The sequence below is a fragment of the Bradyrhizobium betae genome (genome assembly GCF_004123905.1).
GTDB classification, from domain to species: Bacteria; Pseudomonadota; Alphaproteobacteria; order Rhizobiales; family Xanthobacteraceae; genus Bradyrhizobium; species Bradyrhizobium betae_A.
On record NZ_MZXW01000035.1, the window covers coordinates 213,279 to 239,689 of the forward strand.

The 26,411-nt window shown below is 64.4% G+C and carries 20 protein-coding genes; 10 read left to right on the plus strand and 10 right to left on the minus strand.

Annotated elements, in window-relative coordinates; genetic code table 11:
• The 4 genes from B5V03_RS26130 to ndk form a co-directional block, all read right to left on the minus strand.
• Positions 1-1,125, minus strand: coding sequence for a PepSY-associated TM helix domain-containing protein (locus B5V03_RS26130; protein ID WP_129273240.1), 1,125 nt, complete (start codon positions 1,123-1,125; stop codon positions 1-3).
• A 10-nt stretch (positions 1,126-1,135) separates the two neighbouring features.
• Positions 1,136-3,397, minus strand: coding sequence for a TonB-dependent receptor (locus tag B5V03_RS26135; RefSeq protein ID WP_433995348.1), 2,262 nt, complete (start codon positions 3,395-3,397; stop codon positions 1,136-1,138).
• A 360-nt stretch (positions 3,398-3,757) separates the two neighbouring features.
• Positions 3,758-4,618, minus strand: coding sequence for a TerC family protein (locus B5V03_RS26140; RefSeq protein ID WP_129273241.1), 861 nt, complete (start codon positions 4,616-4,618; stop codon positions 3,758-3,760).
• Positions 4,619-4,663: 45 nt separating this feature from the next.
• Positions 4,664-5,086 carry a nucleoside-diphosphate kinase gene (ndk, locus tag B5V03_RS26145; RefSeq protein ID WP_018456271.1) on the minus strand — a complete coding sequence of 141 codons (423 nt, stop codon included), beginning with the start codon at positions 5,084-5,086 and terminating at the stop codon, positions 4,664-4,666.
• 313 nt (positions 5,087-5,399) lie between these two features.
• Between ndk and B5V03_RS26150 the strand changes: the two genes are divergently transcribed.
• The 3 genes from B5V03_RS26150 (at position 5,400) to B5V03_RS26155 (ending at position 7,970) form a co-directional block, all read left to right on the plus strand.
• Positions 5,400-5,660: a sulfur globule protein precursor gene (locus tag B5V03_RS26150; protein ID WP_129273242.1), complete on the plus strand. Its 261-nt coding sequence runs from the start codon at positions 5,400-5,402 to the stop codon at positions 5,658-5,660.
• 227 nt (positions 5,661-5,887) lie between these two features.
• A complete protein-coding gene (locus tag B5V03_RS41660; protein ID WP_164988291.1) occupies positions 5,888-6,061 on the plus strand; it encodes a hypothetical protein in 174 nt (57 codons plus the stop codon).
• A gap of 46 nt (positions 6,062-6,107) precedes the next feature.
• On the plus strand, positions 6,108-7,970 hold the full coding sequence (locus tag B5V03_RS26155) for an ABC-F family ATP-binding cassette domain-containing protein (protein ID WP_129273243.1): 1,863 nt from the start codon (positions 6,108-6,110) through the stop codon (positions 7,968-7,970).
• Between the two features lie 105 nt (positions 7,971-8,075).
• Here B5V03_RS26155 and B5V03_RS26160 read toward each other — a convergent pair whose 3' ends face one another.
• From B5V03_RS26160 to B5V03_RS26170, 3 genes are read right to left on the minus strand one after another with little or no spacing between them, the layout of a single operon-like run.
• The gene (locus B5V03_RS26160; protein WP_129273244.1) at positions 8,076-9,524 is read right to left on the minus strand and encodes an HlyD family type I secretion periplasmic adaptor subunit; all 1,449 of its coding nucleotides are present in this window, start codon (positions 9,522-9,524) and stop codon (positions 8,076-8,078) included.
• Positions 9,511-11,643: a type I secretion system permease/ATPase gene (locus tag B5V03_RS26165; protein WP_129273245.1), complete on the minus strand. Its 2,133-nt coding sequence runs from the start codon at positions 11,641-11,643 to the stop codon at positions 9,511-9,513. The genes B5V03_RS26160 and B5V03_RS26165 overlap by 14 nt, the downstream gene beginning before the upstream one ends.
• A 29-nt stretch (positions 11,644-11,672) precedes the next feature.
• Positions 11,673-14,522, minus strand: a complete 2,850-nt coding sequence (locus B5V03_RS26170) for a beta strand repeat-containing protein (protein WP_129273246.1) — start codon at positions 14,520-14,522, stop codon at positions 11,673-11,675.
• A 534-nt stretch (positions 14,523-15,056) separates the two neighbouring features.
• Here B5V03_RS26170 and B5V03_RS26175 point away from each other — a divergent pair.
• Positions 15,057-15,791, plus strand: a complete 735-nt coding sequence (locus B5V03_RS26175) for a class I SAM-dependent methyltransferase (protein ID WP_245502345.1) — start codon at positions 15,057-15,059, stop codon at positions 15,789-15,791.
• Positions 15,792-15,801: 10 nt separating this feature from the next.
• On the opposite strand, the gene B5V03_RS26180 is transcribed toward B5V03_RS26175, so the two are convergent.
• The 3 genes from B5V03_RS26180 to B5V03_RS26190 all read right to left on the minus strand — a co-directional run bounded on the left by B5V03_RS26180 (position 15,802) and on the right by B5V03_RS26190 (position 18,418).
• Positions 15,802-16,293, minus strand: coding sequence for a hypothetical protein (locus tag B5V03_RS26180; RefSeq protein WP_206736193.1), 492 nt, complete (start codon positions 16,291-16,293; stop codon positions 15,802-15,804).
• 166 nt (positions 16,294-16,459) lie between these two features.
• Positions 16,460-16,912, minus strand: a complete 453-nt coding sequence (locus B5V03_RS26185; RefSeq protein WP_129273249.1) for a DNA polymerase III subunit chi — start codon at positions 16,910-16,912, stop codon at positions 16,460-16,462.
• A gap of 6 nt (positions 16,913-16,918) precedes the next feature.
• On the minus strand, positions 16,919-18,418 hold the full coding sequence (locus tag B5V03_RS26190) for a leucyl aminopeptidase (RefSeq protein ID WP_129273250.1): 1,500 nt from the start codon (positions 18,416-18,418) through the stop codon (positions 16,919-16,921).
• 341 nt (positions 18,419-18,759) lie between these two features.
• On the opposite strand from B5V03_RS26190, the gene lptF reads away from it, so the two are divergent.
• From lptF to rsmA, 6 genes are all read left to right on the plus strand, one after another.
• Entirely contained in the window at positions 18,760-19,929 is a 1,170-nt protein-coding gene (lptF, locus tag B5V03_RS26195) for an LPS export ABC transporter permease LptF (RefSeq protein ID WP_129273251.1), read from the plus strand.
• The gene (gene lptG, locus B5V03_RS26200; RefSeq protein WP_129273252.1) at positions 19,926-21,023 is read left to right on the plus strand and encodes an LPS export ABC transporter permease LptG; all 1,098 of its coding nucleotides are present in this window, start codon (positions 19,926-19,928) and stop codon (positions 21,021-21,023) included. Before lptF ends, lptG begins: the two co-directional genes overlap by 4 nt.
• A gap of 50 nt (positions 21,024-21,073) precedes the next feature.
• Positions 21,074-23,509 (plus strand): LPS-assembly protein LptD, encoded by a 2,436-nt coding sequence (locus B5V03_RS26205; protein WP_245502358.1) that lies wholly within the window; start codon positions 21,074-21,076, stop codon positions 23,507-23,509.
• 71 nt (positions 23,510-23,580) lie between these two features.
• Entirely contained in the window at positions 23,581-24,516 is a 936-nt protein-coding gene (locus B5V03_RS26210; protein ID WP_129273254.1) for a peptidylprolyl isomerase, read from the plus strand.
• Positions 24,516-25,541: a 4-hydroxythreonine-4-phosphate dehydrogenase PdxA gene (gene pdxA, locus B5V03_RS26215; RefSeq protein WP_129273255.1), complete on the plus strand. Its 1,026-nt coding sequence runs from the start codon at positions 24,516-24,518 to the stop codon at positions 25,539-25,541. The genes B5V03_RS26210 and pdxA overlap by 1 nt, the downstream gene beginning before the upstream one ends.
• On the plus strand, positions 25,541-26,398 hold the full coding sequence (gene rsmA / locus B5V03_RS26220; RefSeq protein WP_129273256.1) for a 16S rRNA (adenine(1518)-N(6)/adenine(1519)-N(6))-dimethyltransferase RsmA: 858 nt from the start codon (positions 25,541-25,543) through the stop codon (positions 26,396-26,398). The genes pdxA and rsmA overlap by 1 nt, the downstream gene beginning before the upstream one ends.
• The last annotated feature ends 13 nt before the right edge of the window (positions 26,399-26,411 follow it).

Consider the following 26,411-nt stretch of genomic DNA (forward strand, 5'->3'; position numbering starts at 1 on the left):
CTAGCTGGTCCTTATCCTACCGGGACGTTTCTTGAGCCACATGAGCAGGCCAGAGACGAACAGGACGAGAGGCGCGAAGCCGGCTGCGAACACCAGCAGGCGTCCCCCGAGTCCGAACGCCGCCCCGTTGTGAAGCCAGAGCTGTTCGGCCAGATAGCGATCAGCCATCGACATTGTGCCGGGGGTGCGGTCGTGCACCACGGCGCCACTCCATGGATCAAGCCAGATTGCGCCCCGTGACCGCACGGCGGGATCAGCGCCCTCGGGACGGAACTGCACGCGCCACGTGTTGCGCGTTGCGGTTGGCGGATTGAGGATTGCGATAGCTACGCCAGGCTTGGCCGCCTGCGCGATCCGCACGATCGTGTCCGCCGCGAGCTGCGGCGTCCCAGCCGAAGGCGGTGTTTCAATCCGCGGCGACGGATCGGTTGTCGGTTGCGACAGAAGGCCAATGACAGGGCGCACCACGCCGGGAAAGATGATCCCGGCTCCTGTGATTGAGATCACCAGAAGCGCGAGCAGCGCCCAAAAGCCGGCCGCACGATGAACGTCGAAAACAAATCGAAATAGCGAAACGTTCGTTCGCACCGACACCGATCGCCAGAATCGATCCGCCCGCGGCCACCACAGGATGAGGCCCGACAGGGTGAGGCCGAGCAGTATGAAGCCGACCACGCCGACCAGCTCTTTGCCCCACCACTCATAGAGCAACAGCGTGTAATGAAGACGATAGACCTTGAGTGCGAACGCGTTGGCGTAGTCACGCCGCCCAAGCACCTTCCCGTTCGAAGGATCGACCATGGTCGTCCAGCGATTCGGATAGCGGCCTGTCGCGATTTCGTGCGCATGGATCACGATCCAGACCGGCCAGGTACGATCCGGCGCCAGGATCGTGGCAATCGGCGCGGGATCCGCTGCCGCAGCGGCACGCATCACCTCGCTCAAGGTGATCCTCTGTTCCGGACCAGCGGCAGCGTAGAGCGCCGGATTTAGGACAACGTCGATCTCCCGGTAGAAGACAATAAAGCTTCCGGTCAGGCCGATCAGCACGACGACGATACCACCGAGCAATCCCAGCCATCGGTGAGACCACAGCAGGACATGCCGCACGCGTCCGGGCAGCATTCGGCCTGGCTCAGAAATCGGTCGACATCGACAAGAGCAGGGTTCGTGGCGCGCCTTGTGACAAGGCGGAGAAGCTCGCCACGCCAGCCCAGTAATTCTTGTCGAACACGTTCTGGACCAGCGCCCGCAGCGTGACCGGCCGGTTGTTGATGCGCGTGACGTAACGGGCACCGAGGTCGAGTCTCGTCCATGCCGGAACGACCTGCGTGTTTGCCGCATCCAGATATTGGTATCCCGTATAGACCGTGTTGGCGACCAGCGTCAGACCGGGCGCGAACGGGGTGTCCCATTCAGCGGACAGATTGGCTTGCACCTGAGGCACACCGATCGGCGTCTTGCCGAGATTGGCTAGCGTGCTCGTCTTTGTCAGCTCCGGATTGATCAGCGTCACCCCGCCAAGCACGCGAACGCCCGGCTGCACCTCGCCGAACACCGTGAATTCCACGCCGCGATTGCGCTGTTCAGCGTCGGCCCGGAAGACCTTGTCGGTACCCAGCTGTCCCGACGGCTTGGTGGTCTCGAACACGCTGATCGTGGTGGCCAGCATGCCGAAATCGACCTTGACGCCTGCTTCCTGCTGCTTGCTGAAATAAGGCGCAAGGACTTCTCCGGAATTGCTCGCCGTCGTCGGTGCGATGTCGCCTTTGCTGAGCCCTTCGATGTAGTTGGCGTAAAGCGAAACGTTGTTCCAGGGCTTGACGACGAGGCCGACCATCGGCGTGAGCGCCGTCTGGTCATAGGAAGCGGTGACCGCGCCCGTGGCGGTGTTGTAGTTGTTCGACTTGACGCCCTGTTGCCGGACGCCGACGGTCAGCTGAATACGCTCCTGGAAAACGGACAACGTGTCGGCCAGCGCCAGGCCGGTCAATTCGGTATCTGAAAGCTTCGGAACAGTCGCGGGAGCCGCAACGAGCTGCTCGGGACGGGTGATCGGCGCATAGATGTTGGACAGAACAGGCGTGCCAGACACGGAGCCCCGCGAGATCTCATCTGTGTAGTAGCTCCCCTGGAAACTCACGGCATGAGCGATCGCGCCGGTTTCAAACCGGGCGCGCACGCCGGCGTCCGCCACGTTCCTGTCGATGTCGAACTTGAAGCGCCCCGGCGTCGAGGTGGTATTGCCGGCCGCGTTCAAGATCGTCGGCGTGCCAAACAGACGGTCGACCTGGGTCCTGCCGCCACCGGCGTCGGCGAACACCGTCACGGAATCCGTCACATCGTATTCGGCGCGCCCCAGCAGCGAGTTGTCATGCACCTTGGACCATTCCCAGGCCTGCGTGACATTGCGCGTCCCGGCCGGAGCGGTCGGGACAGCTACGCCGGTTGCGACCAGAAACGGCCTCGTGGGAGCGTCGAACTTCTCTTCCTGATCGATGAAGTCGAGCGAAGCCCTGAATCTCTCGCCGCGATAGTCGAACGCCGCGGAACCGACATGCGCCTCCCGGCTTTGGTTGTCCAGCGGCGTGTCGCCATTGTGGTAGCTGCCATTGACGCGAATTCCGAATTCGCGGTTCTCGCCGAACCGTCGGCTCACGTCGAGATGCGTGCCTAGCTGGGAGCTGGTCGCATAGTCAGTCGTAACCCGTGTAAGATCGACATCCCCGGCACGTTTAGGAACGATGTTGATCGTGCCACCGACGCTGCTGTTCGGGGCCATGCCGTAAAGCAGCGCGGTCGGGCCCTTGATGATTTCGATGCGCTCGACGTAATCGGTGAACACACGGTAGTTCGGCGCAACGCCATAGACGCCGTTGAAGGCAATTTCTCCGACATTCCCCTCGCCGATCGGAAAGCCGCGGATGAAGAAGGAGTCGAGAATGCCGCCGGTCTGCCCCGTGAAACGGACCGAAGGGTCATTGCTGACGACGTCGGCTACGGTGACGGCCTGCTGATCTTCGATCTTCTTCGCCGTGTAACTGGTGACGTTGAACGGCGTATCCATGAAATCCTTGTTGCCGAGCAAGCCGACCTGGCCTCCACGAGCGATCTGACCACCTGCGTAGGACGGCGGAAGCGAGCCCCGTTTCGGCGCGGCGGGATTTCCTTCCGCCTGGACCGTGGGCCGCTCGGTTGCACGCGATCTGCCGCGGGCCGTCGTTCGGCCAGGGCTGGATCGCGGGCGCGCGCGCGGCTTCGGCGCGTCTGCGGTCACGGTCACCGCCGGCAACGTGGTCCCGCGCTCCGCCTCTGGCGCCGAGCTTTGCGCGCTGGCGCACCGCGGCAGCACGGCGCCGAACAAGGCGATGGACGCCACAGTGACCGCGAAGGCCATTGGGCCGGAATATGTCGGAACTGTTTTGACCGTGGCGGCAAGAACAGCAACAGGACGGCGAATGACTCGCGACGGCATGGCACCAGCTTCCGATTTCATGAACATGAACGACGGAGCGACGTGCCGCGGGCAGCGTTATCGAGTCAACGAAAGTGGCCTTTCGTTTCAGCAGTTTATAATGAGATAAACTCTAGATCGCCCAGAGGTTGCGAACGCTGTGCGTCACGCTGCGACATGTCGAAGCGCGCCACGCGCGACCGCTTGACGGGAGAGCTCGGGGAGAGTTCGCGAGAAGCCGAAATGCTCGCCGGCGCGCGTGCGCCGGCAAGACTGATACGCCAACTGCTAAAGGCTTGAGAATTACTCAGCCGAGGCCTTGGCGTGCCGCTCGGAGGATTCGAGCGCGGCCGCGCTCAGGCTGCGCCGGCGCCAGATGGTGCCGACAATCAGCACCACCACGACACCGAGCGCCGCGCAGAGATATTCGCCGCCCGACCCGCCATGGCCGAATTGCAGCGGGATGCGCAGGCTGGAGAGCATCTTGTCCAGCGAAGCGCCGAACGGGCCGTCGAACAGCGTGTGAAGCTTCGGCGCGATGCCGGGATCGGTCGCGATCACCTCGCCCGCGATCCAGCCGAGCAGCGCAGCACCGGCCCAGACCAGCACAGGCAGCTTGGCGAGCAGCGCCATGATCAGCGCCGCACCGGCGACGATCAGGGGCACGCTGATGGCGAGGCCGAGCACCAGCAGCGGCACGCTGCCGTTGGCGGCGGCAGCGACCGCGATGACGTTGTCGAGGCTCATGACGATGTCGGCGACGACGACGATCTGCACCGCCTGCCACAGATGCGAGGCCGACTCGACGCCGTCCTCGTCCTCCTGTTCCGGCACCAGCAGCTTGGCCGCGATCACGATCAGCGCGAGACCACCGACGAGCTTGAGATACGGCAGCTCCATCAGGCTCGCGACGATGCCGGTGAAGATGATTCGCAGCAGCACCGCCGCGCCGGCGCCCAGGATCATGCCCCACAGCCGGTGCCGCGGCTTGAGGCCGCGGCAGGCAAGCGCAATCACCAGCGCGTTGTCGCCGGAGAGCAGGATGTTGATCCAGATGATCTTGCCGACCGCAATCCAGAAGGTCGGTTCGGCCATCTCGTTGCGGAACTGGGTGAAGAATGCCCCGATCGTAGCGGGATCGAAGACCTGCCAGAGCCAGTTCACAATACGTCCTTTCGCCCCGTCGAAATTAACCTGTCGGCTGACGGATCAGCCGACGATCTCGTTGCCCGAGAAGAACTGCGCGATCTCGATCGCAGCGGTCTCCGGGGCATCCGAGCCGTGAGCGGAGTTCTCGCCGATCGACTTTGCGTAGAGCTTGCGGATGGTGCCGTCGGCCGCCTTGGACGGATCGGTCGCGCCCATCACGTCGCGATACTTGGCAACCGCGCCCTCGCCTTCCAGCACCTGGACGACCACCGGGCCCGAGGTCATGAACTCGACGAGCTCGCCGAAGAACGGGCGGGCCTTGTGGACCGCATAGAAGGTCTCGGCCTGCTCCTTGGTCATGCGGATGCGCTTCTGCGCAACGATACGCAGGCCCGCCTTTTCGATCACGGCGTTCACCGCGCCGGTCAGGTTACGGGCGGTCGCGTCGGGCTTGATGATCGAGAAGGTGCGTTCGATGGCCATAATCTTGTCCTTGAGAAGAAAGCGATGGTTTTGCGAGTTGCGGGGCTTATATCGGCGCCGCCGCCGAACGGCAAGCGACGGCCGGAACGGCGCTCACAGGCGCTTCGCCGCAGGGCCCGGTCCGGGAATCCAGCATGGATTACAACAATTTCACCCAGATGAACCCAATCTGAAACCTCTGTCAGGGTCCGGTTCAGCTTCGCCGGCGTAAGGTCAGGCCTATCGAAACCGAAGCCTGAATATAAGGCGGACCGTTTCGGCGGCTTTTGCATCGACGCGATAGCCCCGCGCCGGCAGTTTTGAGGAGATCACCATGTTGAGGAAACTTTCGCTTGCCGCTGTCGCTGCGGTCGCGCTGGGTGCCGCGCTGGCACCGACCTCCGCCTCGGCTCATTGGCATGGCGGCGGCTGGGGCTGGCACGGCGGCGGCGGTGGCTGGCATCACGGCTACGGCTGGGGTGGCCCCCGCTTCTACGCCCCCGTCGCCTACGGTTATGGCGGTGGCTGCTATGTGCGCCGGCTGGTCCCGACCCCCTGGGGCCCCCGCTGGCGGCTGATCAACCGCTGCTACTGAGCCCGACAGCACCTTTCTCAAATACCTTCCAGAGGTACCTTCCCCCCAGGGTACCTTCCAAGCGAAGCCCCGGCGTTTCCCCCTGCGCCGGGGCTTTGTATTTGGGCCGACACGCCAAATTCATACAATTTTTACTAGAATGCCGGGCATCCCCCACCGTCCGCGAAACCATTTTGGGGGCCAAGGACTTGGTACCGTGTCTTCACTTTGAAACACGGAACTCCATCATGGCTGGCCTTTCTGCCAATGACTGCGAACAGATCGACCGGCGCACCAGCCGCTCGATTTGCGATGCCGTGGGCGAACGGCTCCAGCAGAGCCTGCGCCCCGAAACCCGGCTCCCGACGCATCTGGAGCAGCTCCTCAACGAGCTGAAGCAGCGCGAGCACGACTCACACTGACGAAAAATCGGGTTGCGTTTGATCCCACCTGCGGTGACAAGGCCGCATGCTATCCATCACCGACCTCTCGATCCGCCTCGCCGGACGCCTTCTGATTGACCAGAGTTCCGTGCAGATCACGCCCGGATCTCGCGTCGGCATGGTCGGGCGCAACGGCACCGGGAAATCAACCCTGTTCAAGGTGATCCGGGGCGAGCTCGCCGCAGAGCACGGCACGGTGTCCCTGCCGCCACGCTGGCGCGTCGGCAGCCTCGCGCAGGAGGCTCCGAACGGCCCGGAAAGCCTGATCTCGGTCGTGCTCAAGGCCGACCTCGAACGCGACGCCCTGCTGCATGAGGCCGAGAGCGCCATCGATCCGCACCGGATCGCGGAGATCCAGACCCGGCTGGTCGACATCGACGCCCATTCGGCGCCGAGCCGGGCGGCCGCGATCCTCTCCGGCCTCGGATTCTCCGCCACCGACCAACTGCGCCCCTGCGCCGAATTCTCCGGCGGCTGGCGCATGCGCGTTGCGCTCGCCGCGACGCTGTTCGCGGCCCCTGACTTGCTGCTGCTCGACGAGCCCACCAACTATCTCGATCTCGAGGGAACGCTGTGGCTGGAGGATCACCTCGCGCACTATCCGCGCACGGTGATCGTGATCAGCCATGACCGCGATCTCCTCGAAAGCTCGGTCGACCAGATCCTGCATCTGGAGCGCGGCAAGCTCACGCTCTACAAGGGCACCTACTCGTCGTTCGAGGAACAGCGCGCCATGCGCGAGATGCTCGACGCCAAAGCCGTCAAGCGTCAGGAGGCCGAGCGCGCGCGCCTGCAAGCCTTCGTCGACCGCTTCAAGGCCAAGGCCTCGAAAGCCCGGCAGGCGCAGTCCCGCGTGAAGATGCTGGAGCGGCTGAAGCCGATCACGGCGCTGGTCACCCAGGATGTGCGCGAGATCAGCTTCCCCGCGCCGGAGAAGATCCTGTCGCCGCCGATCATCGCCGTCGACAACGCCGCGGTCGGCTATGACCCGGCAGCGCCCGTGCTCGGCCGCGTCACCTTGCGCGTCGACAATGACGATCGCATCGCGCTGCTCGGCTCCAACGGCAACGGCAAATCGACGCTCGTCAAACTGCTCGCCGGCCGTCTCGCGCCGTTCTCCGGCAAGGTGACGCGCGCCGACAAGCTGTCGATCGCCTATTTCGCCCAGCACCAGCTCGACGAGCTGAACGAGGACGGCTCCGCCTACGACCACGTCCGCAAGCTGATGGGCGAGGCGCCCGAAGCAAAGGTGCGCGCCCGCGCCGGCGGGATCGGCTTCTCCGGAAAGGCGGCCGACACCAAGGTCAGTAAATTGTCGGGCGGCGAGAAGGCGCGGCTGCTGCTGGGCCTTGCGACCTTCTTCGGCCCCAACATGATCATTCTGGACGAGCCGACCAACCATCTCGACATCGACAGCCGCGCAGCACTTGCCGAAGCCATCAACGAATTCCCCGGCGCGGTGATCATGGTCTCGCATGACCGCTATCTGATCGAAGCCTGCGCCGACCAGCTCTGGATCGTCGCCGACCGCACCGTCACCAATTACGACGGCGACCTCGACGAGTATCGCCGCTTGGTGCTGTCATCGCGCAACGGTGAGCCCGCCCCGCGCGAGCGTAGCGCGCCAAACGAGAAGCCGCAGCGTCCGAAGTCGGACAATCGCGGCTCGCTGAAGAAGCGGATCGCGGAAGCCGAGAGCGAGATCGCGCGCGTCAGCGACATCATCACCAAGATCGACACCGCGCTTTCGCTACCCGACATCTTCACCAGGGATCCCAAGCAGGCCGCGCAACTATCGAAGGCCCGCGCGAATGCCGCGGACGCGCTGGCGCGGGCGGAGGAGCAGTGGCTGGAGGCGAGCACGCAGTTTGATGAGGCGGCGGGCTAGATTCAAAAACTGAAAAACAACCCCATGCACAGTAGCGGACGGGCTGTGGCCTGAGGACCGAAAGACCATTCAAGTCATTGAAACACTTAATCTAATCGGCGAGCACTAGCGCTCCCGCATGATTTCGTGCCGGTAGCGCTGCAATGGCGACAAAAGATAACTCAAAATGGTGCGCGAGCCGGTCCTGATCTCCACGGTCACCGCCATGCCCGGGGACAGGCTGACGAGGCGGTCGTCCACCTGCATCCGGGTACGATCAAGCGAGATGCGGGCGCTGTAGCTCAGCTCCTGCCCGTTGGGTTCGCTGCTGTCGTGCTGCGACCCGGACGCGCGGTCGCCGCGCTCCGGCGGACGGTCGCGGATGATGGCGTCCTGCGAGACGCTCAGCACCCGGCCTTCGAGCAGGCCGTAACGGGTGAAATTAAAAGTGTCGATCTTGATGGCGGCGCCCTGCCCGGCCTCGACGAAGCCGATATCGCGGTTGGAGATCATCGCCTCGATCTCGAGCCGCGTATCTGACGGGACGATCACCAGCAGCGATTGCGCGGGCGTGACCACGCCGCCGACGGTGTGGACCGCAAGCTGCTGCACGACGCCATCAACCGGCGACGTCAATTGCTGGAGTTTTGTCCGCTGTTGCGCCTTGATCAGATCGCGCGCGACGCCATTGGCCTTCTGCTCGCTCTTGGCAAGCTCGTCCGACAGGCTCTTCCTATACTCGGCCACGGCCTGGATGCGGGTCTCGCGGATCGCGGCGACGGCGGATTCGGCTTCCTTCAGGCGGCTGCTCTGGACGCGAAGCTCCTCCTGCTGCTCGATCTGAAGCTGAAGCGTCTCGTAATAAGTCAGCTTCGAGCCGATCTCTTTTTCCATCAGCGTCTTGCGGATATCGACGCGCTGCCCCGTGACCGGGAGCAGCGCATCCAGCTTGTGGATCGTTGCGACGATCGTCTGATGCTCGGCGTCCTTCTGCGCCTCCTGGCGCGCCAGCGCAGCCAGCTTGGCCCTGTGCTCGCTGACCTGATTGGCGAGCAACTGCCGCTGCGTTGCGACCAGCACGGGATCGGCATCCGCGGGTGGGACGAGATCGGCGGAGCTATCCTCACCGCTTGCGAGCGCAGCACGGAGGCGCGCGATATTGAGCCGCTCGGCCATGAGATCGTCGTGCAGATGGTCGCGCTCTGCCGCGTTCACGGTCGGATCGAGCTCGATCAGCAAATCGCCTGATTTGACCGTCTGCCCATCCTGCACGTGGATCGCGCGCACCACACCGGTCTCAAACGGCTGCACCACCTTGCTCCTTCCGCTCGACACGACCTTGCCGGTTGCGGACGCCACGATGTCGATCGTGCCCCAGGCCGACCATGCGAGCGCGGCACAGACGAGAGCCATCAGGGCCATCGCGATGGCGCGACCGATTGGCGATGGTGGCGTCTCGGTGATTTCCAGCGCCGCGGGCAGGAAAGCGATCTCTTCGACGCGGCGGCCCTTTGCGTTCCGGAAAGGAACGACCCTCGGTTCCTCGCGGGCGGAAGCGGTGCTAGCCGACCTCATAGATCCCTCCCTGAAGCCGATGCAGCGCTGCGTAACGTCCGCCGTTCCTGATCAGCGCCTCATGCGTGCCATCCTCGACCAGACGTCCCCGCTCCAGCGTAAAAATGCGATCGGCGCCGCGGACGGTGGACAGGCGATGCGCGATGATCAGCACCGTGCGGCCCCTCGCGATCTCCTTCATGTTGTCGTGGATGATCCGCTCGCTCTCATAGTCGAGCGCGCTGGTGGCTTCATCGAAGATCAGGATCCGGGGATTGCTCACCAGCGCACGCGCAATCGCGATGCGCTGGCGTTGCCCGCCCGAGAGCGTCGAGCCACGCTCGCCGACGACCGTGTCGTAGCCCTCAGGGAGCTCCAGAATGAAATCATGCGCGCCCGCAAGCATTGCCGCATCCATGATGCGGTCCATCGGCAGGGTCGGATCGGCCAGTGCGATGTTGTCGCGCACCGAACGGTTGAACAACATGTTGTCCTGGAGCACCACGCCGATCTGCCGCCGCAGCCAGGCCGGATCGGTCATGATCAGATCCATGCCGTCAATCAGCACGCGGCCGCCCTGCGGCACGTAGAGCCGCTGCACCAGCTTTGCAAAGGTGCTCTTGCCCGAGCCCGAGGACCCCACGATGCCGACGGTTTGGCCCGCCGGAATATCGAACGAGACGTCGCGCAGGATTTCCGGCCCGTCGAGCCGGTAGCGGAATGCCACGTGCTCGAAGCGGATGTTGCCCCGGAGCGGCGGCATTCCCGCGCGACCTGCGGAGTAAGCCGGCTCTGCCGCGCTGTTGAGGATGTCGCCGAGCCGCGCGATCGAGAGCCGCGCCTGATGAAAATCCTGCCAGACCTGCGCCAGCCGTAGCACCGGGGCCGAAACCCTCCCTGCAAAAATGTTGAACGCGACAAGCTCGCCGACGGTCAGGGCGTCTCCGATCACGAGCCGCGCGCCGACATAGAGAATCGCGGCCGTGACGATCTTGCTGACGAACTGCACAAGCTGGCTCGCGGTGTTGCCGAGGCTGGTGACGCCAAAGCTCGCGGCGACGTAGCCGGCAAGCTGCTCCTCCCAGCGGCGCTGCATCTGCGGCTCGACCGCCATCGCCTTCAGCGTCTCGATTCCGCTGACACTCTCGACCAGAAACGCCTGGTTCTCAGCGCCGCGGCGGAATTTCTCGTCCAGCCTGCGGCGAAACAGCGGCGTCGCCACCGCCGAGATTGCGATGTAGAACGGAAACGATCCGAGCACGATGCAGGTCATCAGCGGCGAATAGGCGAACATCACCGCCAGAAACACCGAGGTGAAGACCAGGTCGATCAGAAGCGTCAGCGACGAAGAGGTGATAAAATTGCGGATGTTCTCGAGCTCGCGCACGCGCGCCACGGAATCGCCGACGCGCCTCGCCTGAAACCACGCCATCGGCAGCGCCAGCAGATGATGGAACAGGCGCGCGCCCAGCTCGACGTCGATGCGGTTGGTGGTGTGCGCAAACAGATAATTGCGCAAGATTCCGAGCACGGTGTCGAATAGCGAGACGACGACAAGGCCGATGACGAGAACATCGAGCGTGGACAGCGAGCGGTGCACCAGCACCTTGTCGATCACGACCTGGAAGAACAGCGGCGAGACAAGCGCGAACAGCTGGAGGAAGAACGAGGCGGCCACCACCTCGCCCAGCAGCCGCCGGTATTTGCCGATCGCGCCGATGAACCAGGTGATGTCGAACTGGCGGCCAAGGTCGGATAGCCCGGCACGCCGAGCCATCAGGATCAACCCGCCGGCCCAGATCGCGCACAGCTCATCGCGCTCCATCAGTACCGGGCGCTGCGCCTGCGGCGACTGCACGAGCACCTTGTCCGCGGAGGCTTTTGCGATGACCATAAAACTACCGTCGCGCAGCATCGCGATCGCCGGCAGCGGGCTGCCGGCCAGGCGGCTCCATTGCGTGCGATAGGTTCGGGCCTTCAGTCCGAGAGATCTAGCGCAGCGGATGATGTCCGCTGCGCCAAAATTTTCCGTTCCGCTCCGGTGCCTGAGCTGGTCGCGATCGGCGGCAACACCCTGCATATGCAGCAGGGTGAGCAGCGCGTCGAGCCCCGTATCACTCGGGACCACGTTCGTCGTCATGAGCGTTCTCCAGGCTGGAGCAGCGGGTATCAGGCGTGCTGCGGCGGAGCGAGCGTCTGGGTCTGCGCCGCGTGCGGATCGGGCAACGGCATCTCGCCGTGACCGTCGCCTGCCGGAACAAAGCTCGCCGCCATGGCCTGGTTGAGCATCATCGCGGCTGCAAACGCTCCGCCTCCGTTGATGACGACGTTGTTGCCGCTGCCGCCATCAAGGATATCGGCACCGCCACCGCCGATCAGCACGTCGTCCCCCGCGCCACCGGCCAGCGTGTCGTTGCCGGGGCTGCCGATCAGGATGTCGTCGCCATTGCCGCCATTGGCCACGAGCTGGATGCCGCCGTGCAGGCCGGAGGCCGTGATGACGTCGTCGCCATCGAGGCCGTTGATGACGATCCTGTCGCCCGCGCCGGCATCGCTGATATTGATGTCCTGGCCGAGCCCCGACACCGTGATGATGCCGTCGTGCTCGGTTACCATGATGACGTCGCTGCCGCCGGTTCCGTTGATGGTCACGGTGTCAGCGGCGCCGTCATTGGCGCCGAGGTCGAGGTTGACCTGGTTGACGCCGGTGCCGGAGAGGTCGTTGACTGTGATGTTGTCGGCACCGCCGAGGGCGTTGAAGTCGATGTGCTCGACCCCATTGAGGTCCATCGCGATGGCGGCGACATCGCGGGTGAACAGCACCCTTCCGCCATTGGCCGAGATGTTGATGTTCTCGCTGATATTGGCGCCGTTGAATAGCAGCGCGTCGGTGCCCTTGCCGCCTTCGACGATGTCGCTGCCGTCGCCGGGATTCCATATAAAGGTGTCGTCGCCGGCGCCGAGATTGGCGACATCGTTGCCGCGTCCGCCGATCACGGTGTCGTTGCAGGCGCTGCCGGTGATGGTGTCGTTGCCGTCGCCACCGTTGATGTTGAGGCTGAACAGCTGCCCAGCCTTGATCGCGGAGGCGTTGATGACGTCGTTGCCACCTCCGCCGTTGACGGTCAGCACATCACCGGCATCTGCATGTGCGATCGTCACCTGGGCGGCGAGGCCGTTGACAACGATCGATCCGCCTGACGTCACGACCGAGATGTTGTCGTCACCGGCCGTGCCGTTCACCGTCACACGGTCCGCCGCGCCGTCACCGCTCTGGCTACCTGGGCTGGCGCTGAGGTCGATGGCGACCTGCGTCACCCCGGTGCCCGTTAGATCGTTGACAGTGATGTTGTCGGCGCCGCCCGCGGTGGCGATCTGCACGCGCTCGACGCCGTTGAGATCCATCACGATGGTGCCGACGTCGCGGGTGAGAAGCGCGCGGCTTCCGTTCGCCGAGATCGACATGTTCTCGGCTGCATTGGAGCCGTTAAACACCAGCGTATCCGTTCCCGTGCCGCCTTCGACGACGTCGCTGCCCTCACCGGGATTCCACGTGAACAGATCGTCACCCGCACCGAGAAGCGCGACGTCATTGCCGCGGCCGCCGATGACCTTGTCGTTGCCGTCGCCGCCGATCAGGGTGTCGGCGCCCTGACTGCCGGTGATGGTGTCGTTCCCTGCACCGCCGTCGATCGTCAGGCCGATCACAGCGGCAAGCGCGGATGCATCGATGACGTCGTTGCCGCCGAGCGCCTGGATTACCAGCCGGTCGTTGGCGGCCTCCGCATTTGCGATCGTCACGACCTCCGGCAAGCCCGTCACAGTGACGGTCGTGCCCACGGCCGTGACCTCGATGTGCTGATTGCCGCCGGTGCCGTTGACGGTCACCGTATCAGCCGCGCCGTCGCCTTGCGTGCCGCCGGGAACGGCTGCGAGATCGACCAGCACCTGCTTGACGCCGGTCCCGGTGAGATCTCCGACGGTGATGTTGTCGGCGCCGCCGCGCGCATCGAATTCGATCTGCTCGATGCTGTTGAGGTCCATCGTGATGTTGGCGACGTCGCGGGTGAAGCGAACCCGTCCGCCATTGGCCGAGATGTCGATGGTCTCGCTGATGTTCGCACCGTTGAACAACAGCTTGTCGTTGCCCGATCCGCCTTCGACCGTGTCGCTGCCGTCGCCGGGATTCCAGATGAAGGTGTCGTCGCCGGTGCCGAGCTGGGCGACGTCGTTGCCGCGCCCGCCATTGACGATGTCGTCGCCGCTGCCGCCGATGATCAGATCATTGCCATCGCCGCCGGTGATCCGGTCGTTGCCGGCGCCGCCATCGAGCGTCAGCGAGATCAGGCTGACGAGCCCGTTGCCCGCGGTGATGACATCGTCGCCGCCACCGGCGTGCAGCACGAGATTCTCCGTCGTGCCGATGTCGAGCGAAAATGGCGCGGCACCCGTGCCGTCCAGCCGCACGCGCGTGCCGTTCGCCGTGATCGTGAACGTCTCGGAGTCATTGCTGCCGTTGACCTGCGCCGTATCGTTGCCGTCACCGCCCTCGAACAGATTGGTGCCGCCGCCGGGATTCCAGATCATGAGGTCGTTGCCGGCCTCGCCGAACAGCTGATTGTCGCCGCTGCCGCCATCCAGCGTATCGTTCCCCGCGCCGCCGAACAGCAGATCATTGCCGCCGCCACCCTTGATCACATCGTCGCCGGCCTGACCGAACAGCAGATCGGCGCCCGAGCCACCGGTGATCCTGTCGTTGCCGTCGCCGCCAAAAATGTGCACCGCGGGCATCGGCCCGTGGCATTCGTTGACGGTGATCGTGTCGTCGCCGCCTTGACCGAAGATGTCGATCTCGTTGGTGTTGGTAATTGTGGGGTCGCCACCGATCGTTTTCACGTGCCCGTTATTGACAAGAATGCGGCCTGCCTTGTCGCGGCTGATCACGACGCCGTTATTGGCACTGTCGCCGAAAATGGTGAGCTGCCCCGTAACCGGGGAAAACACTGAGGTAATGGACATCCAAAAGATCCTTCGATCGACCTAGCCCCTCCTCTCGATGCGTAGCAGCCGCCAACATGACATGCTTGAGCCACTGCTTGAGACGCGCGTGATTATTCTGGAGATTTCCTCCAGATTTGCTCCGGAGGCGGTTTTGACAGCGGATGCGGGAGCTCTCTCATCGGGCCGCATGATCTCTCGTAACGATAGCGTGATTTTCAACGCGCGAGAACGCGGCGAACACATTGATGCCGGCTAAGAAGTAACGGCTCGACGCGAGCACAAGATTTGACGAGGCCGCGGGCTGGCATCCGCTATTCGATGATGCGATGGACGCGCGCGAGTAGCACAGGCGGCACGTCAACTACGTTGCACGTTGGAAAATGTCGGGCTCGCAAACTTGCGGTGTCCCGTCGCGGGCGGCGCGGCACCATGCTACAAAAAGGACCGGCCTTTTCGGCCCCAGCGATATTTGGATAGGCAATTTTAGGGAGATCTCGGATGTCGGCACCCGAACCGATCAAATTCACCGACGGCGCGGCCTACGAGCGCTTCATGGCACCCTGGAGCCGTTCGGCCGGCTCTCTTTTTCTCGACTGGCTGACGCCGGGCGCAGGACGAGCCTGGGTGGATGTCGGTGCCGGCAACGGCGCGTTCACTGAGCTCATTCTCGCGAAGTCTAAGCCTTCATCCGTCTGCGCGATCGATCCCTCAGACGCACAGATTGACACTGCACGCCAAAAGTTCTCGGCACAGCAGGTCGAGCTTTCGATTGGCGATGCAATGGCCCTTCCGTACGAGGACAACCGCTTCGACATTGCGGTGATGGCGCTGGTGCTGTTCTTTGTCCCTGATCCGCGTAAGGGCGCCGCGGAAATGCTCCGCGTCACCAAACCCGGCGGCATTGTCGCGTCCTACACCTGGGATGTCATGCGCGGCGGCACCCCGACGCAGCATGTGTGGGAGGAGCTGGACGCGATCGGCAAACCGGCTGCACGTCCACCGAGTGCCGAAGTATCGCGTTTCGCGGCACTGAAGGCGCTTTGGGCGGAGCTCGGCATCCGCGACGTCGAGACGCGCGAGCTCGTCGTTGAACGCACCTTCGCTGACTTCGACGACTATTGGTTGTCCATGGTCGTGAGCAGCCCGAGTGGAATCGTCGGGAGGCTGTCGGATGCGGAGATCGCGGAGCTGAAACACCGTCTCCAGGACAGACTGCCAGCGACCGCGACGGGAGCGATCACGGTTCACGCCTGGTCGACGGCGATCAAGGGGCGAAAGGCCGCTTGAGGCGCTCGCCTTACGCCGATTTCTTCTTGGCCTTCGGCTTGGCCGCCTTCGGCACGGGCTGCGGCTCGGGGTTGCCCTCGATCGAGGACAGGCGGCCCGAGGTGAAGGTGTAGATGCCCGCGCGCGGACCGGTGGTCCAGGTCACGACGGCCACGCGCCTTCCGGCGGCATCGCCGGAGAGGTTGACGGTCGAGGGCGCGCCGATGCCGCGGACCACGTCGCATTCGGTGTGACCGAGCGCGACCGTTCCGCCAGCGGGCGCCGGCGAAGTCGTCGAGGCGTTGGCGTCGGCCGGCCCGGGGGGCGGCGCCATGCCGGGACAGGCGCCGTCGGCGCTGACCAGATCCTCGGCCCCGACTGCCCTGTCGGGGGTCAGCGGCGGCGACTCAATCGAGATGTTCCGGATGAACAGGCGGCTCGGCGTGTTGAACCATTGGGCGTCCTTGGACAGCAGATCGGTCCCGCCCGAGCAGCCCGCGACCAGCGGTGCTACGGCAGCCAACGCAACTATGAGCGAGCTGGGAAGCTTTTGATGTCGCACGATAAACTAAATTCCCCGCGTGAAGGATCGGCCCTAAGCGTTTGTCCCAACATCACTTTGCGGCACGAAGGTGGCCAAAACCATGATCGCCCGGAAAGTGCAAATTATCATTAATTGCAAACGGCCGCTAATTCCGCTTCTGCCACCGGCCCCGTTCGTCGGCCTGCCAATAGGTGACATCAAATCCCCGCGCCTTGCAATCCGTCCAGGCGCTGCGGGCCAAATCGAGCGCGTCCGGATCGTCGCCGTTGAACAGCAGCACCATGCGCTCATAGCCCTGCGCGTCCTGCGGCAGCGCGGCACTGTCGACCAGGAAGCGGACATTGGCGCCGTTAGGATTGCCCTCCTCGATCGCCAGCACGATCGGCTGATCGGCGGCATCGTTCACCCGCCATGTCGCGTGCGGCAGGAAGGAATCGTCGCGATAGGTCCATAAATGCGCGTCGAGCGCGTCGGCGCGCTCCTCCGACGTCGACTGCACCACGACGCGCCAGCCGCGCTCGAGCGATTTCTCGAGAAGCGGCGGCAACACGTTCTCTACCGTCATGTTTTGCAAATGGTAGAACAGCACTTCAGTCATCTTGGATCATTTGCGCTCGTAATGGTCGGCGACCAGACGGTCGAGCAAACGGACGCCATAGCCGCTGCCCCAGCTCTGGTTGATGTCGGTCTTCGGCGCGCCCATGGCGGTGCCGGCGATGTCGAGATGGGCCCAGGGGATGCCGTCGACGAAGCGCTGGAGGAACTGCGCTGCGGTGATCGAACCGCCGTGACGGCCGCCGGTGTTCTTCATGTCGGCGAACTGGGAATCGATCAGCTTGTCGTATTCGGGGCCGAGCGGCATGCGCCAGACCTTTTCCCCGCTCTCGATGCCGGCCGCCAGCAGGCGGTCGGCGAGTTCATCATTGTTGGAGAACATGCCGGCATGGTCGGTGCCGAGAGCGACCATGATGGCGCCGGTCAGCGTCGCCAGATCCACCATGAATTTCGGCTTGGTCTTTTTCGCGACGTACCAGAGCACATCGGCCAGCACGAGGCGGCCTTCGGCGTCGGTGTTGATGATCTCGATGGTCTGGCCCGACATCGAGGTGACGATGTCGCCCGGCCGCTGCGCATTGCCGTCGGGCATGTTCTCGACGAGGCCGATGGCGCCGACAACGTTGGCCTTGGCCTTGCGCGCCGCCAGCGCATGCATCAGGCCGACGACGCAGGCCGCGCCCCCCATGTCGCCCTTCATGTCCTCCATGCTGCCTGCCGGCTTGATCGAAATGCCGCCGGTGTCGAAGCAGACGCCCTTGCCGACGAAGGCGACCGGCGCCTCGCCCTTCTTGCCGCCGTCCCAGCGCATGATCACGGTGCGGCTCGGCCGCACCGAGCCCTGGCCGACGCCGAGCAGCGCGCCCATGCCGAGCTTGTCCATCGCCTTGACGTCGAGCACCTCGACCTTGACGCCGAGCTTGCGGAGCTGGCTGGCGCGGCGCGCGAATTCCTCGGGGAACAGCACGTTCGGCGGTTCGTTGACGAGGTCGCGCGCGATGATCACGCCATCGACGATCGCGCCAGCCGAGACGAAGGCCTTCTTCGCGGCAGCGGCATCGCCGACCGCAAGGGAGACGTCAGCACGCAAGCCGCCCTCCTCGCCGTCCTTCTTTTTCGTCTTGTAGCGGTCGAACTTGTAGGCGCGTAAGCGAAGGCCCGAGGCAATCGCGACGGCCTGCTCGCTCGTCATGGCGCCGCTTGGCAGTTCCGCGACGATGGTCATGGCCGCAGCGCTGGCCGAGAGCTTGCTCGCCGCAACGCCGCCGAATTTGAGGAAGTCGTTCCCCTTCAGGCTCGCCGCCTTGCCGGCGCCGATCACGACCAGGCGGGTGGCCTTCAGCCCCTCCGGTGCCAGGATGTCGAGGGCCGCGCCGCTTTTGCCCTTGAAGCCGGCGGCGGACGCCGCCCGCTTCACCAGATCAGCGGCGCCGCCGAGCGCCTTGGCCGTCGCCGGGCCTAGCTTCAAACCGTCGTCGCAGAACACCACGAGGATGCCACGGGCGGCTGATGACAATTGGACGAAGCCGACCTTGATGGCATCGGACATTGGTAACTCCTTCAAAACATCAGGCTTTTTGCCGTTCGGCGGTCCCGGCGACGGGCCGGAGCTGAATGGCGATTCACTGGACTTTCCCCACTATGGGCCACCGGCGCGGCAGATGCCAAGCACCCCCGTGGCCGCCAGGCCACAACGAGGGAAATATTAACCATATGGCGAGGGTGCCACGGGGCAGCCATTTTGTTGACGGATCAAAGGGATGGTAGTGAGAGAGTAAGCCGGTGGAAGAGGTGGTTGGCCGACCTTGGGGATCCCCTATCAGGGGATTGGTCGGACGGCCAGGCTTCCGGCCTGTATTGGGGTCTTGGTGGGAATTCGTGCGGTAGCGCATGGGGTCGATCGATAAGTATATCTTCCGCACGACGCTGGCGTCGTTTGCGCTGGTCCTGGTCAGCCTCACCGGCGTGATCTGGATTACGCAGGCGTTGCGCGGCATCGACCTGATGACGAGCCAGGGTCAGACGATCCTCACCTTCCTCGGCATCACCAGCCTCGTCATCCCGGCGCTGGTCCTGATCATCTCGCCGATCGCACTGATGATCGCGATCTCGCACACGCTGAACAAGCTCGCGACCGATTCCGAGATCATCGTGATGAATGCCGCCGGCTTCTCGCCGTTCCGGCTGTTCTATCCGTTCTTCTACGCCACCTGCGTGGTGGCGGCGCTGGTTGCCTTCATCGCGGCCTATCTGGCCCCCGACGGCATGCGGCGGATCAAGCAGTGGGATGCCGAGATCACCGCCGACGTGCTCACCAACATCCTGCAGCCCGGCCGCTTCGCCCAGCTCGACAAGAACCTCACGATCCGGATCCGCGAGCGCCTGCCCGGCGGTATCCTCGCCGGCATCTTCATCGACGACCGCCGCGATCCCAACGAGCGCGTGTCCATCGTCGCCGAGCATGGCGAGGTCGTGAAGAACGAGAACGGCTCGTTCCTGGTGCTGAAGGACGGCAATCTCCAGCGCTTCGAGGCCGGCAAGCGCGACCCCGCGCTGGTGGCGTTCGGCCGCTACGGCTTCGACATGTCGAAGTTCGGCAACCAGGGCCATGACGTCACCCTCGGCATCCGCGAGCGCTATCTCTGGGAGCTGTTCTCGCCATCCGAGGACGACCCGGTCTACAAGCAGATTCCCGGGCAGTTCCGCTCGGCCCTGCATGACAGCCTGTTGGCGCCGATCTATCCGTTCGCGTTTGCCGTGCTGACCTTCGCCTTTCTCGGCGCACCGCGCACCACCCGCCAGAGCCGCAATTTCTCGATCGGCGGCTCAATCATCGCGGTGTTCGGCCTGCGCATGGCCGGCTTCGCCTGCTCGGTGATGGCGGTGAAATCGCAGGGCCCGGTGCTGGTCCAATACGCGATGGTTCTCGGTGGCATCGGCATCGGGCTGTGGATGATCATCGGTGGCATCGTGGTCGAGCCGCCCGCCGGCCTGATGGAGGCCATCAACAAATCGAACGCGCGGATCGCGCGGCTGTTCGGACGGCCGGCCACCGCATGAGCATGCTCACCAACACACTCGGGCGCTATTTCGCCGGACGCTTCGTGGTCGCCGCACTCGGCGTCTTCGCCAGCATCTTCCTGCTGCTGGTGCTGGTCGACTACATCGAGATGGTGCGCAAGACTTCAGGGCTCGCATCGGCGTCCGCGATGATGGTGGCCGAGACCTCGCTGTTCCGGGTGCCGCAATTGCTGGAGAAGTTGACGCCGTTCTGCATGCTGATCGGCGCCATGACCTGCTATCTCGCCCTCTCCCGCCGGCTCGAGCTGGTGGTGGCGCGTGCCGCCGGCATCTCGGCCTGGCAATTCATCTCGCCGGCGCTCGGCAGCGCGCTTCTGATCGGGGTGATCGCCACCGTCGCCTACAATCCGATGTCGGCGAATTTGCGCGAGCTCTCCAAGCGCATGGAAGCCGAGCTGTTCGGCTCGGCTCCCGGCGGCGGCATCCAGGACGCCTCGGGCTTCTGGCTCAACCAGGTCACCAATGACGGCCAGGTCATCATCAATGCCGCGCGGAGCGAGCAGCAGGGCGTGCGGCTGACGGGGCTGACGCTGTTCCGGTTTGACACAGAGCAGCACTTCAAGGAACGGGTCGAGGCGCGCGAGGCGACACTGGAATCGGGCCATTGGCTGTTCAAGGGCGTGCGCCGTTTCTCGCTCGACTCCCCGCCGGTCGACCAGGCCAGCCTGGAGATTCCGACGACGCTGACCGAAGCGCAGGTCCGCAACAGCTTTTCCACACCCGAGACTGTGTCCTTTTGGCAACTACCGAGCTACATCCGTTCGTCCGAAAGCTCGGGCTTCGCGACAGCCGGCTATCGACTCCAGTATCACAAGCTGTTGGCGCAGCCGTTTTTGCTTGCCGCCATGGTGATGCTTGCGGCTTCTGTGTCGTTGCGCTTCTTCCGGATGGGCGGCGTGCAGAAGATGGTTTTGAGTGGCGTGGGTGCAGGCTTTCTGCTCTACGTTTTGTCGAAAGTGACTGAAGACTTGAGCAAGGCTGAGTTGATGCATCCGATCGCTGCGGCGTGGTTGCCCGTGGTGGTGGGCGGCCTCACCGGCTTTTTGGCCTTGTTGTACCAGGAGGACGGTTAGTGACTGCCGTCCATCGAGGACACGTGTCTCGTTTGACGCGCCGCATCGTGATGCGCGCGAACGGGGTCGGCTTGTCTGTTCGCAGGCTCCTGCTGGCCGTTGCCGCTGTGGCATCGCTCGGCGGGCTGATGGACGCAGCCCTCGTCGCCCCCGCCTCCGCCCAGAGCTTCACCTACAATCCGCTGCCGCCGCGCCCGAAGCCGCCGAGAGCCGCCAACGACAACCAAATGCTGGTTCAGGCGACTGAGGTCGATTACGACTACAACAATTCGCGCGTCTCCGCGGTCGGTAACGTCCAGCTGTTCTACAACGGCACCAGCGTCGAGGCCGACCGGGTCATCTACGACCAGAAGACCAAGCGGCTGCATGCCGAAGGCAACATCCGCATGACGGATGCCGACGGCAAGATCACCTATGCCGAGATCCTGGATCTGTCCGACGACTATCGCGACGGATTCGTCGATTCGCTGCGCGTGGACACCGCCGACCAGACCCGCATGGCCGCGAGCCGCGCCGACCGCTCCAGCGGCAACTACACGGTGTTCGAGAACGGCGTCTACACGGCCTGCGCGCCGTGCAAGGACGATCCGAAGAAGCCGCCGCTCTGGCAGGTCAAGGGTGCCCGCATCATCCACGACCAGCAGGAGAAGATGCTGTATTTCGAGACGGCGCAGCTCGAATTCTTCGGCGTGCCGCTCGCCTACCTGCCCTATTTCTCGACGCCCGACCCGACCGTGAAGCGCAAGACCGGCTTCCTGGTGCCGGCCTTCACGTCGAACACGCCATTCGGCTACGGCGTCGATATTCCGTTCTACTGGGCCATTGCGCCCGACATGGACCTGACCTTCAGCCCGCGCATCACGAGCCGCCAGGGCGTGCTGTTCCAGACCGAGTTCCGCCAGCGCCTGATGGACGGCGCCTACCAGATTCGCGTCTACGGCATCGACCAGCTCGATCCGAGCGCGCTTGCCGGCCAGCCCGGCGACCGCCAGTTCCGCGGCGCCGTCGACACCAAGGGTCAGTTCGCACTGAACGACAAGTGGGTCTGGGGCTGGGACGGCGTCGTGATGTCCGACTATTACTTTTTCTCGGACTACCGCCTGGCACAGTATCGCGATCCGCTCGGATCGTTCCTGTATCTGCCAACCGACGCGCTGTCGCAGCTCTATCTGACCGGCGTCGGCAATCGCAGCTTCTTCGATGCGCGCACGATGTACTGGCTGAGCTTCTCGGGCTTCCAGAACCAGGTTCCGGTCGTCTACCCCGTGATCGACTATTCCAACGTGCTCAACTATCCCGTGTTCGGCGGCGAGTTCAGCTACAAGACGAATTTCGTCAACCTGTCGCGCGACAGCGCGGTGTTCGATCCGATCACGACGCTCGCCAACACCAACAGCCTGTGCACGACGACGTCGGCCGACCCGCTCGCCCGCACGCCGTCGCAGTGCCTCCTGCGCGGCTTCCCCGGCACCTACACCCGCCTGACGGCGGAAGCGCAGTGGCGCAAGTCCTTCACCGATCCGCTCGGCCAGATCTGGACGCCGTTCGCCAGTCTCCGCGCCGACGCGATCAACGCCGACGTCTCCAATCAGCCGGGCGTGTCGAACTACCTGGCCACCGGCGACACCCAGGCGTTCCGCCTGATGCCGACCGTCGGTCTCGAATACCGCTATCCCTTCATCAACGTTCAGCCGTGGGGCTCGACCACCATCGAGCCGATCGCGCAGATCATCATCCGGCCGAACGAGACCTATGCCGGCAAGCTGCCGAACGAGGACGCGCAGAGCATGGTGTTCGACACCTCGAACCTGTTCAGCGTCGACAAGTTCTCCGGTTACGACCGCGTCGAGGGCGGCGGCCGCGCCAATGTCGGCGTGCAGGCCACTACGCAGTTCGACAGGGGCGGCGCCGTCAAGACGCTGTTCGGGCAGTCCTACCAGCTGTTCGGCATGAACTCCTACGCGGTCCAGGACACCATCAACACGGGGCTGGATTCCGGCCTCGACAAGCCGCGCTCCGACTACGTGGCGAGCGCCGCCTACTCGCCCAACAGCACCTATACGTTCAGCGTCCGCTCCCGCATGGACGAGCAGACCTGGAACGTGCAGCGCTTCGAGGCGGAAGGCCGCGCCAACTTCAATCGCTGGTCCGTCAGCATGATGTACGGCAATTACGCGGCGCAGCCGGAGCTCGGCTATCTGACCCGCCGCGAGGGCATCCTGACGTCGGGCTCGCTGAAGGTCGCCGCCAACTGGGTCGTGAGCGGCTCGGCGCGCTGGGATCTCGAGGCCAACAAGATCAACCAGTATGTGGTCGGTGCCGGCTATGTCGACGATTGCTTCGTGCTGGCGGCGAATTATGTAACTTCGTATAGCTACTCGGCCGGCTCGACGCCGCCCGTGCTGAGCCACGCGTTCATGTTCCAGATCGGCCTGCGCACGCTGGCGACTTCGAGCGGAAGCAGCAGTTCCGCCGGCCTTCAGTGATCTATTTGAAGTGACGGCCCGGGGGCTCCGATCGCGAGTTCGTCCCGGCTGACATGTGAGCGACAACAATCATGACGACCCCATTGCCTGTCTTCCGCCTTCTCCTTGCCTTCGGTGCCGGACTGATCATGACCGGTCTGCCCGCGCCGTCGCGCGCGCAGAACATCGTCGTCATGGTCAACGGCGATCCGATCACCGATTTCGACATCGAACAGCGCTCCAAGCTGGACACGCTGACGACCCAGAAGACCCCGTCCCGGCAGGAGGTCATCAACGAGCTGATCGACGACAAGGTGAAGATGAAGGAGGGCAAGAAGTACGGCGTCGATCCCGGCATCTCCGACATCAACCAGTCCTACGATGGCATGGCACAGCGCATGCGCCTCACCCCGGACCAGCTCACCAAGTCGCTGGAATCGAAAGGCGTCCGCCCCGAGACGCTGAAGGGCCGCATGAAGGCCGAGATGGTCTGGACCAGCCTCGTACGCGGCCGCTACAAGGAGAAGCTGATGGTCGGCGAGCGCGACGTCGCGCAGGCCGTGCAGGCCCAGACCGGCGACAAGCTCCAGATCGAGGGCACTGAATACAAGATGCAGCCGATCGTGCTGATCGTGCCGCGCGGCTCCTCCCAGGCCTTCCAGGAGACGCGCATGAAGGAAGCCGAGACCTACCGCTCGCGCGTCGGAAGCTGTGAGGAAGCCAATTCGTTGTTCCGCTCGACGCCGAACGCCACCATCCGCGAGAGCGTCACCAAGACCACCGCGGAGCTGCCCGAGGCGCTCCGCAAGGTGCTCGACGACTTGCCTATCGGCCATCTGACCGCACCGGAGGTGACCAAGGCGGGCATCGAGATGGTGGTGCTGTGCGCGCGCAAGCCGACCATGATCGACACGCCGAAGAAGCGCGAGGTCCGTGAGAAGATGTATCAGGAGAAGTACGAGAAGACCCAGAAGACCTATCTCGAAGAGCTCCGCAAGGCGGCGATGATCGAATATCGCAACCGCTGATGGCCAACGACGCGATAAAGCCCCTCGCCCTGACCCTGGGAGAGCCCGCCGGCATCGGCCCCGACATCACGATCGCAGCCTGGCTCCGGCGCCGTGAGCTGAACCTGCCCGTCTTCTATCTGCTCGGCGACGAGGCTTTCATCGTCCGCCGCGCCAAGGCCCTGGAGAAGGCGCTCGGCGCCGATATCCGGATCGCCTCTGTGAGCCCGAGCGAGGCCGCAGCCACCTTCACCGAGGCCCTGCCCGTGGTGGCAACCGGCGTGCGCGCAACCGCCGAGCCCGGCAAGCCCGACGAGTCGAGCGCGCAGGCTGCGCTCGCCTCGATCCGCCAGGCGGTCGGTGATGTGCGCGCGGGCCGTGCCAGCGCCGTCGTCACCAATCCGATCGCCAAGAGCGTGCTCTACCGCGCCGGCTTCCGCCATCCCGGCCACACCGAATTCCTCGCCGAGCTCGCCGCGACCGACGGCCGCGTGCCGCAGCCGGTGATGATGCTGTGGTCGCCGCGGCTCGCCGTGGTCCCCGTGACCATCCACGTCTCCTTGCGCGATGCGCTGGTCCAGCTCACCAGCGAGCTGATCGTCTCGACCGTGCGCATCGCTGCCAGCGAGCTGAAATCCCGCTTCGGCATCGACAGGCCGCGGATCGCGATCTCCGGCCTCAATCCGCATGCCGGCGAGGACGGCTCGCTCGGCCATGAGGAGCAGACCGTGATTGCGCCGGCGCTTAAAGTCCTGCGCAATGACGGCATCGAGGCCAGGGGCCCGCTGCCCGCCGACACCATGTTTCACGAGGCTGCGCGTGCGACCTATGACTGCGCGGTCTGCATGTATCACGACCAGGCGCTGATCCCGATCAAGACGGTCGCCTTCGACGACGCCGTCAACGTCACGCTCGGCCTGCCCTTCATCCGCACCTCGCCCGATCACGGCACCGCCTTCGACATCGCCGGCACGGCCAAGGCCAATCCCGCCAGCCTGATCGCCGCGCTGAAGCTCGCCAGCCGCATGGCGGCTGCGCAAAGCTGATGAGCGCGATCGACGACCTCCCGCCGCTGCGCGAGGTCATTCGCCAGCACGCGCTGTCGGCCCGCAAATCGCTCGGTCAGAATTTTCTGCTCGACCTCAATCTCACCGCCCGCATCGCACGTGCGGCGGCTCCCCTTGAAGACTCCACCATCGTCGAGATCGGTCCCGGCCCCGGCGGACTGACGCGTGCGCTGCTCGCGCTCGGCGCCAAACGCGTCATCGCAATCGAGCACGACGAGCGCGCGATCCCGGCGTTAGAGGATATTTCCGCGCACTACCCTGACAGGCTCGAGATCGTGCATGGCGATGCCATGACCTTCGATCCGCGTCCGCTGCTCGCGGGCGAGCGCGCAAAAATCGTCGCCAATTTGCCCTACAACATTGCGACCCAGTTGCTGATCGGCTGGCTCACCACAGAGCCCTGGCCGCCCTGGTACGACATGTTGGTGCTGATGTTCCAGCGCGAGGTCGGCGAGCGCATCGTCGCCCGCGAGGACGAGGAGGCCTATGGCCGCCTCGGCGTGCTCGCCAACTGGCGTTGCGAGACAAAGATCCTGTTCGACATTGCGCCGTCCGCCTTCGTGCCGCCGCCGAAGGTCACCTCCTCCGTCGTGCGCCTCGTGCCGCGCGCCGAGCCGCTGCCCTGCGATCGCAAGATGCTCGAACAGGTCGCAGCTAGCGCCTTCGGCCAGCGCCGGAAAATGCTGCGGCAAAGCCTGAAATCACTGGGCGTCGATCCCACGCGGCTTGCACAAGCAGCCGGCGTCGATGCGACACGACGCGCCGAGACCATTCCGATATCAGGCTTTGTTGCCATGGCGCGTGAATTGGCGGATATACGAAAGAAGGCTGGATAACAGGAATTTCGGA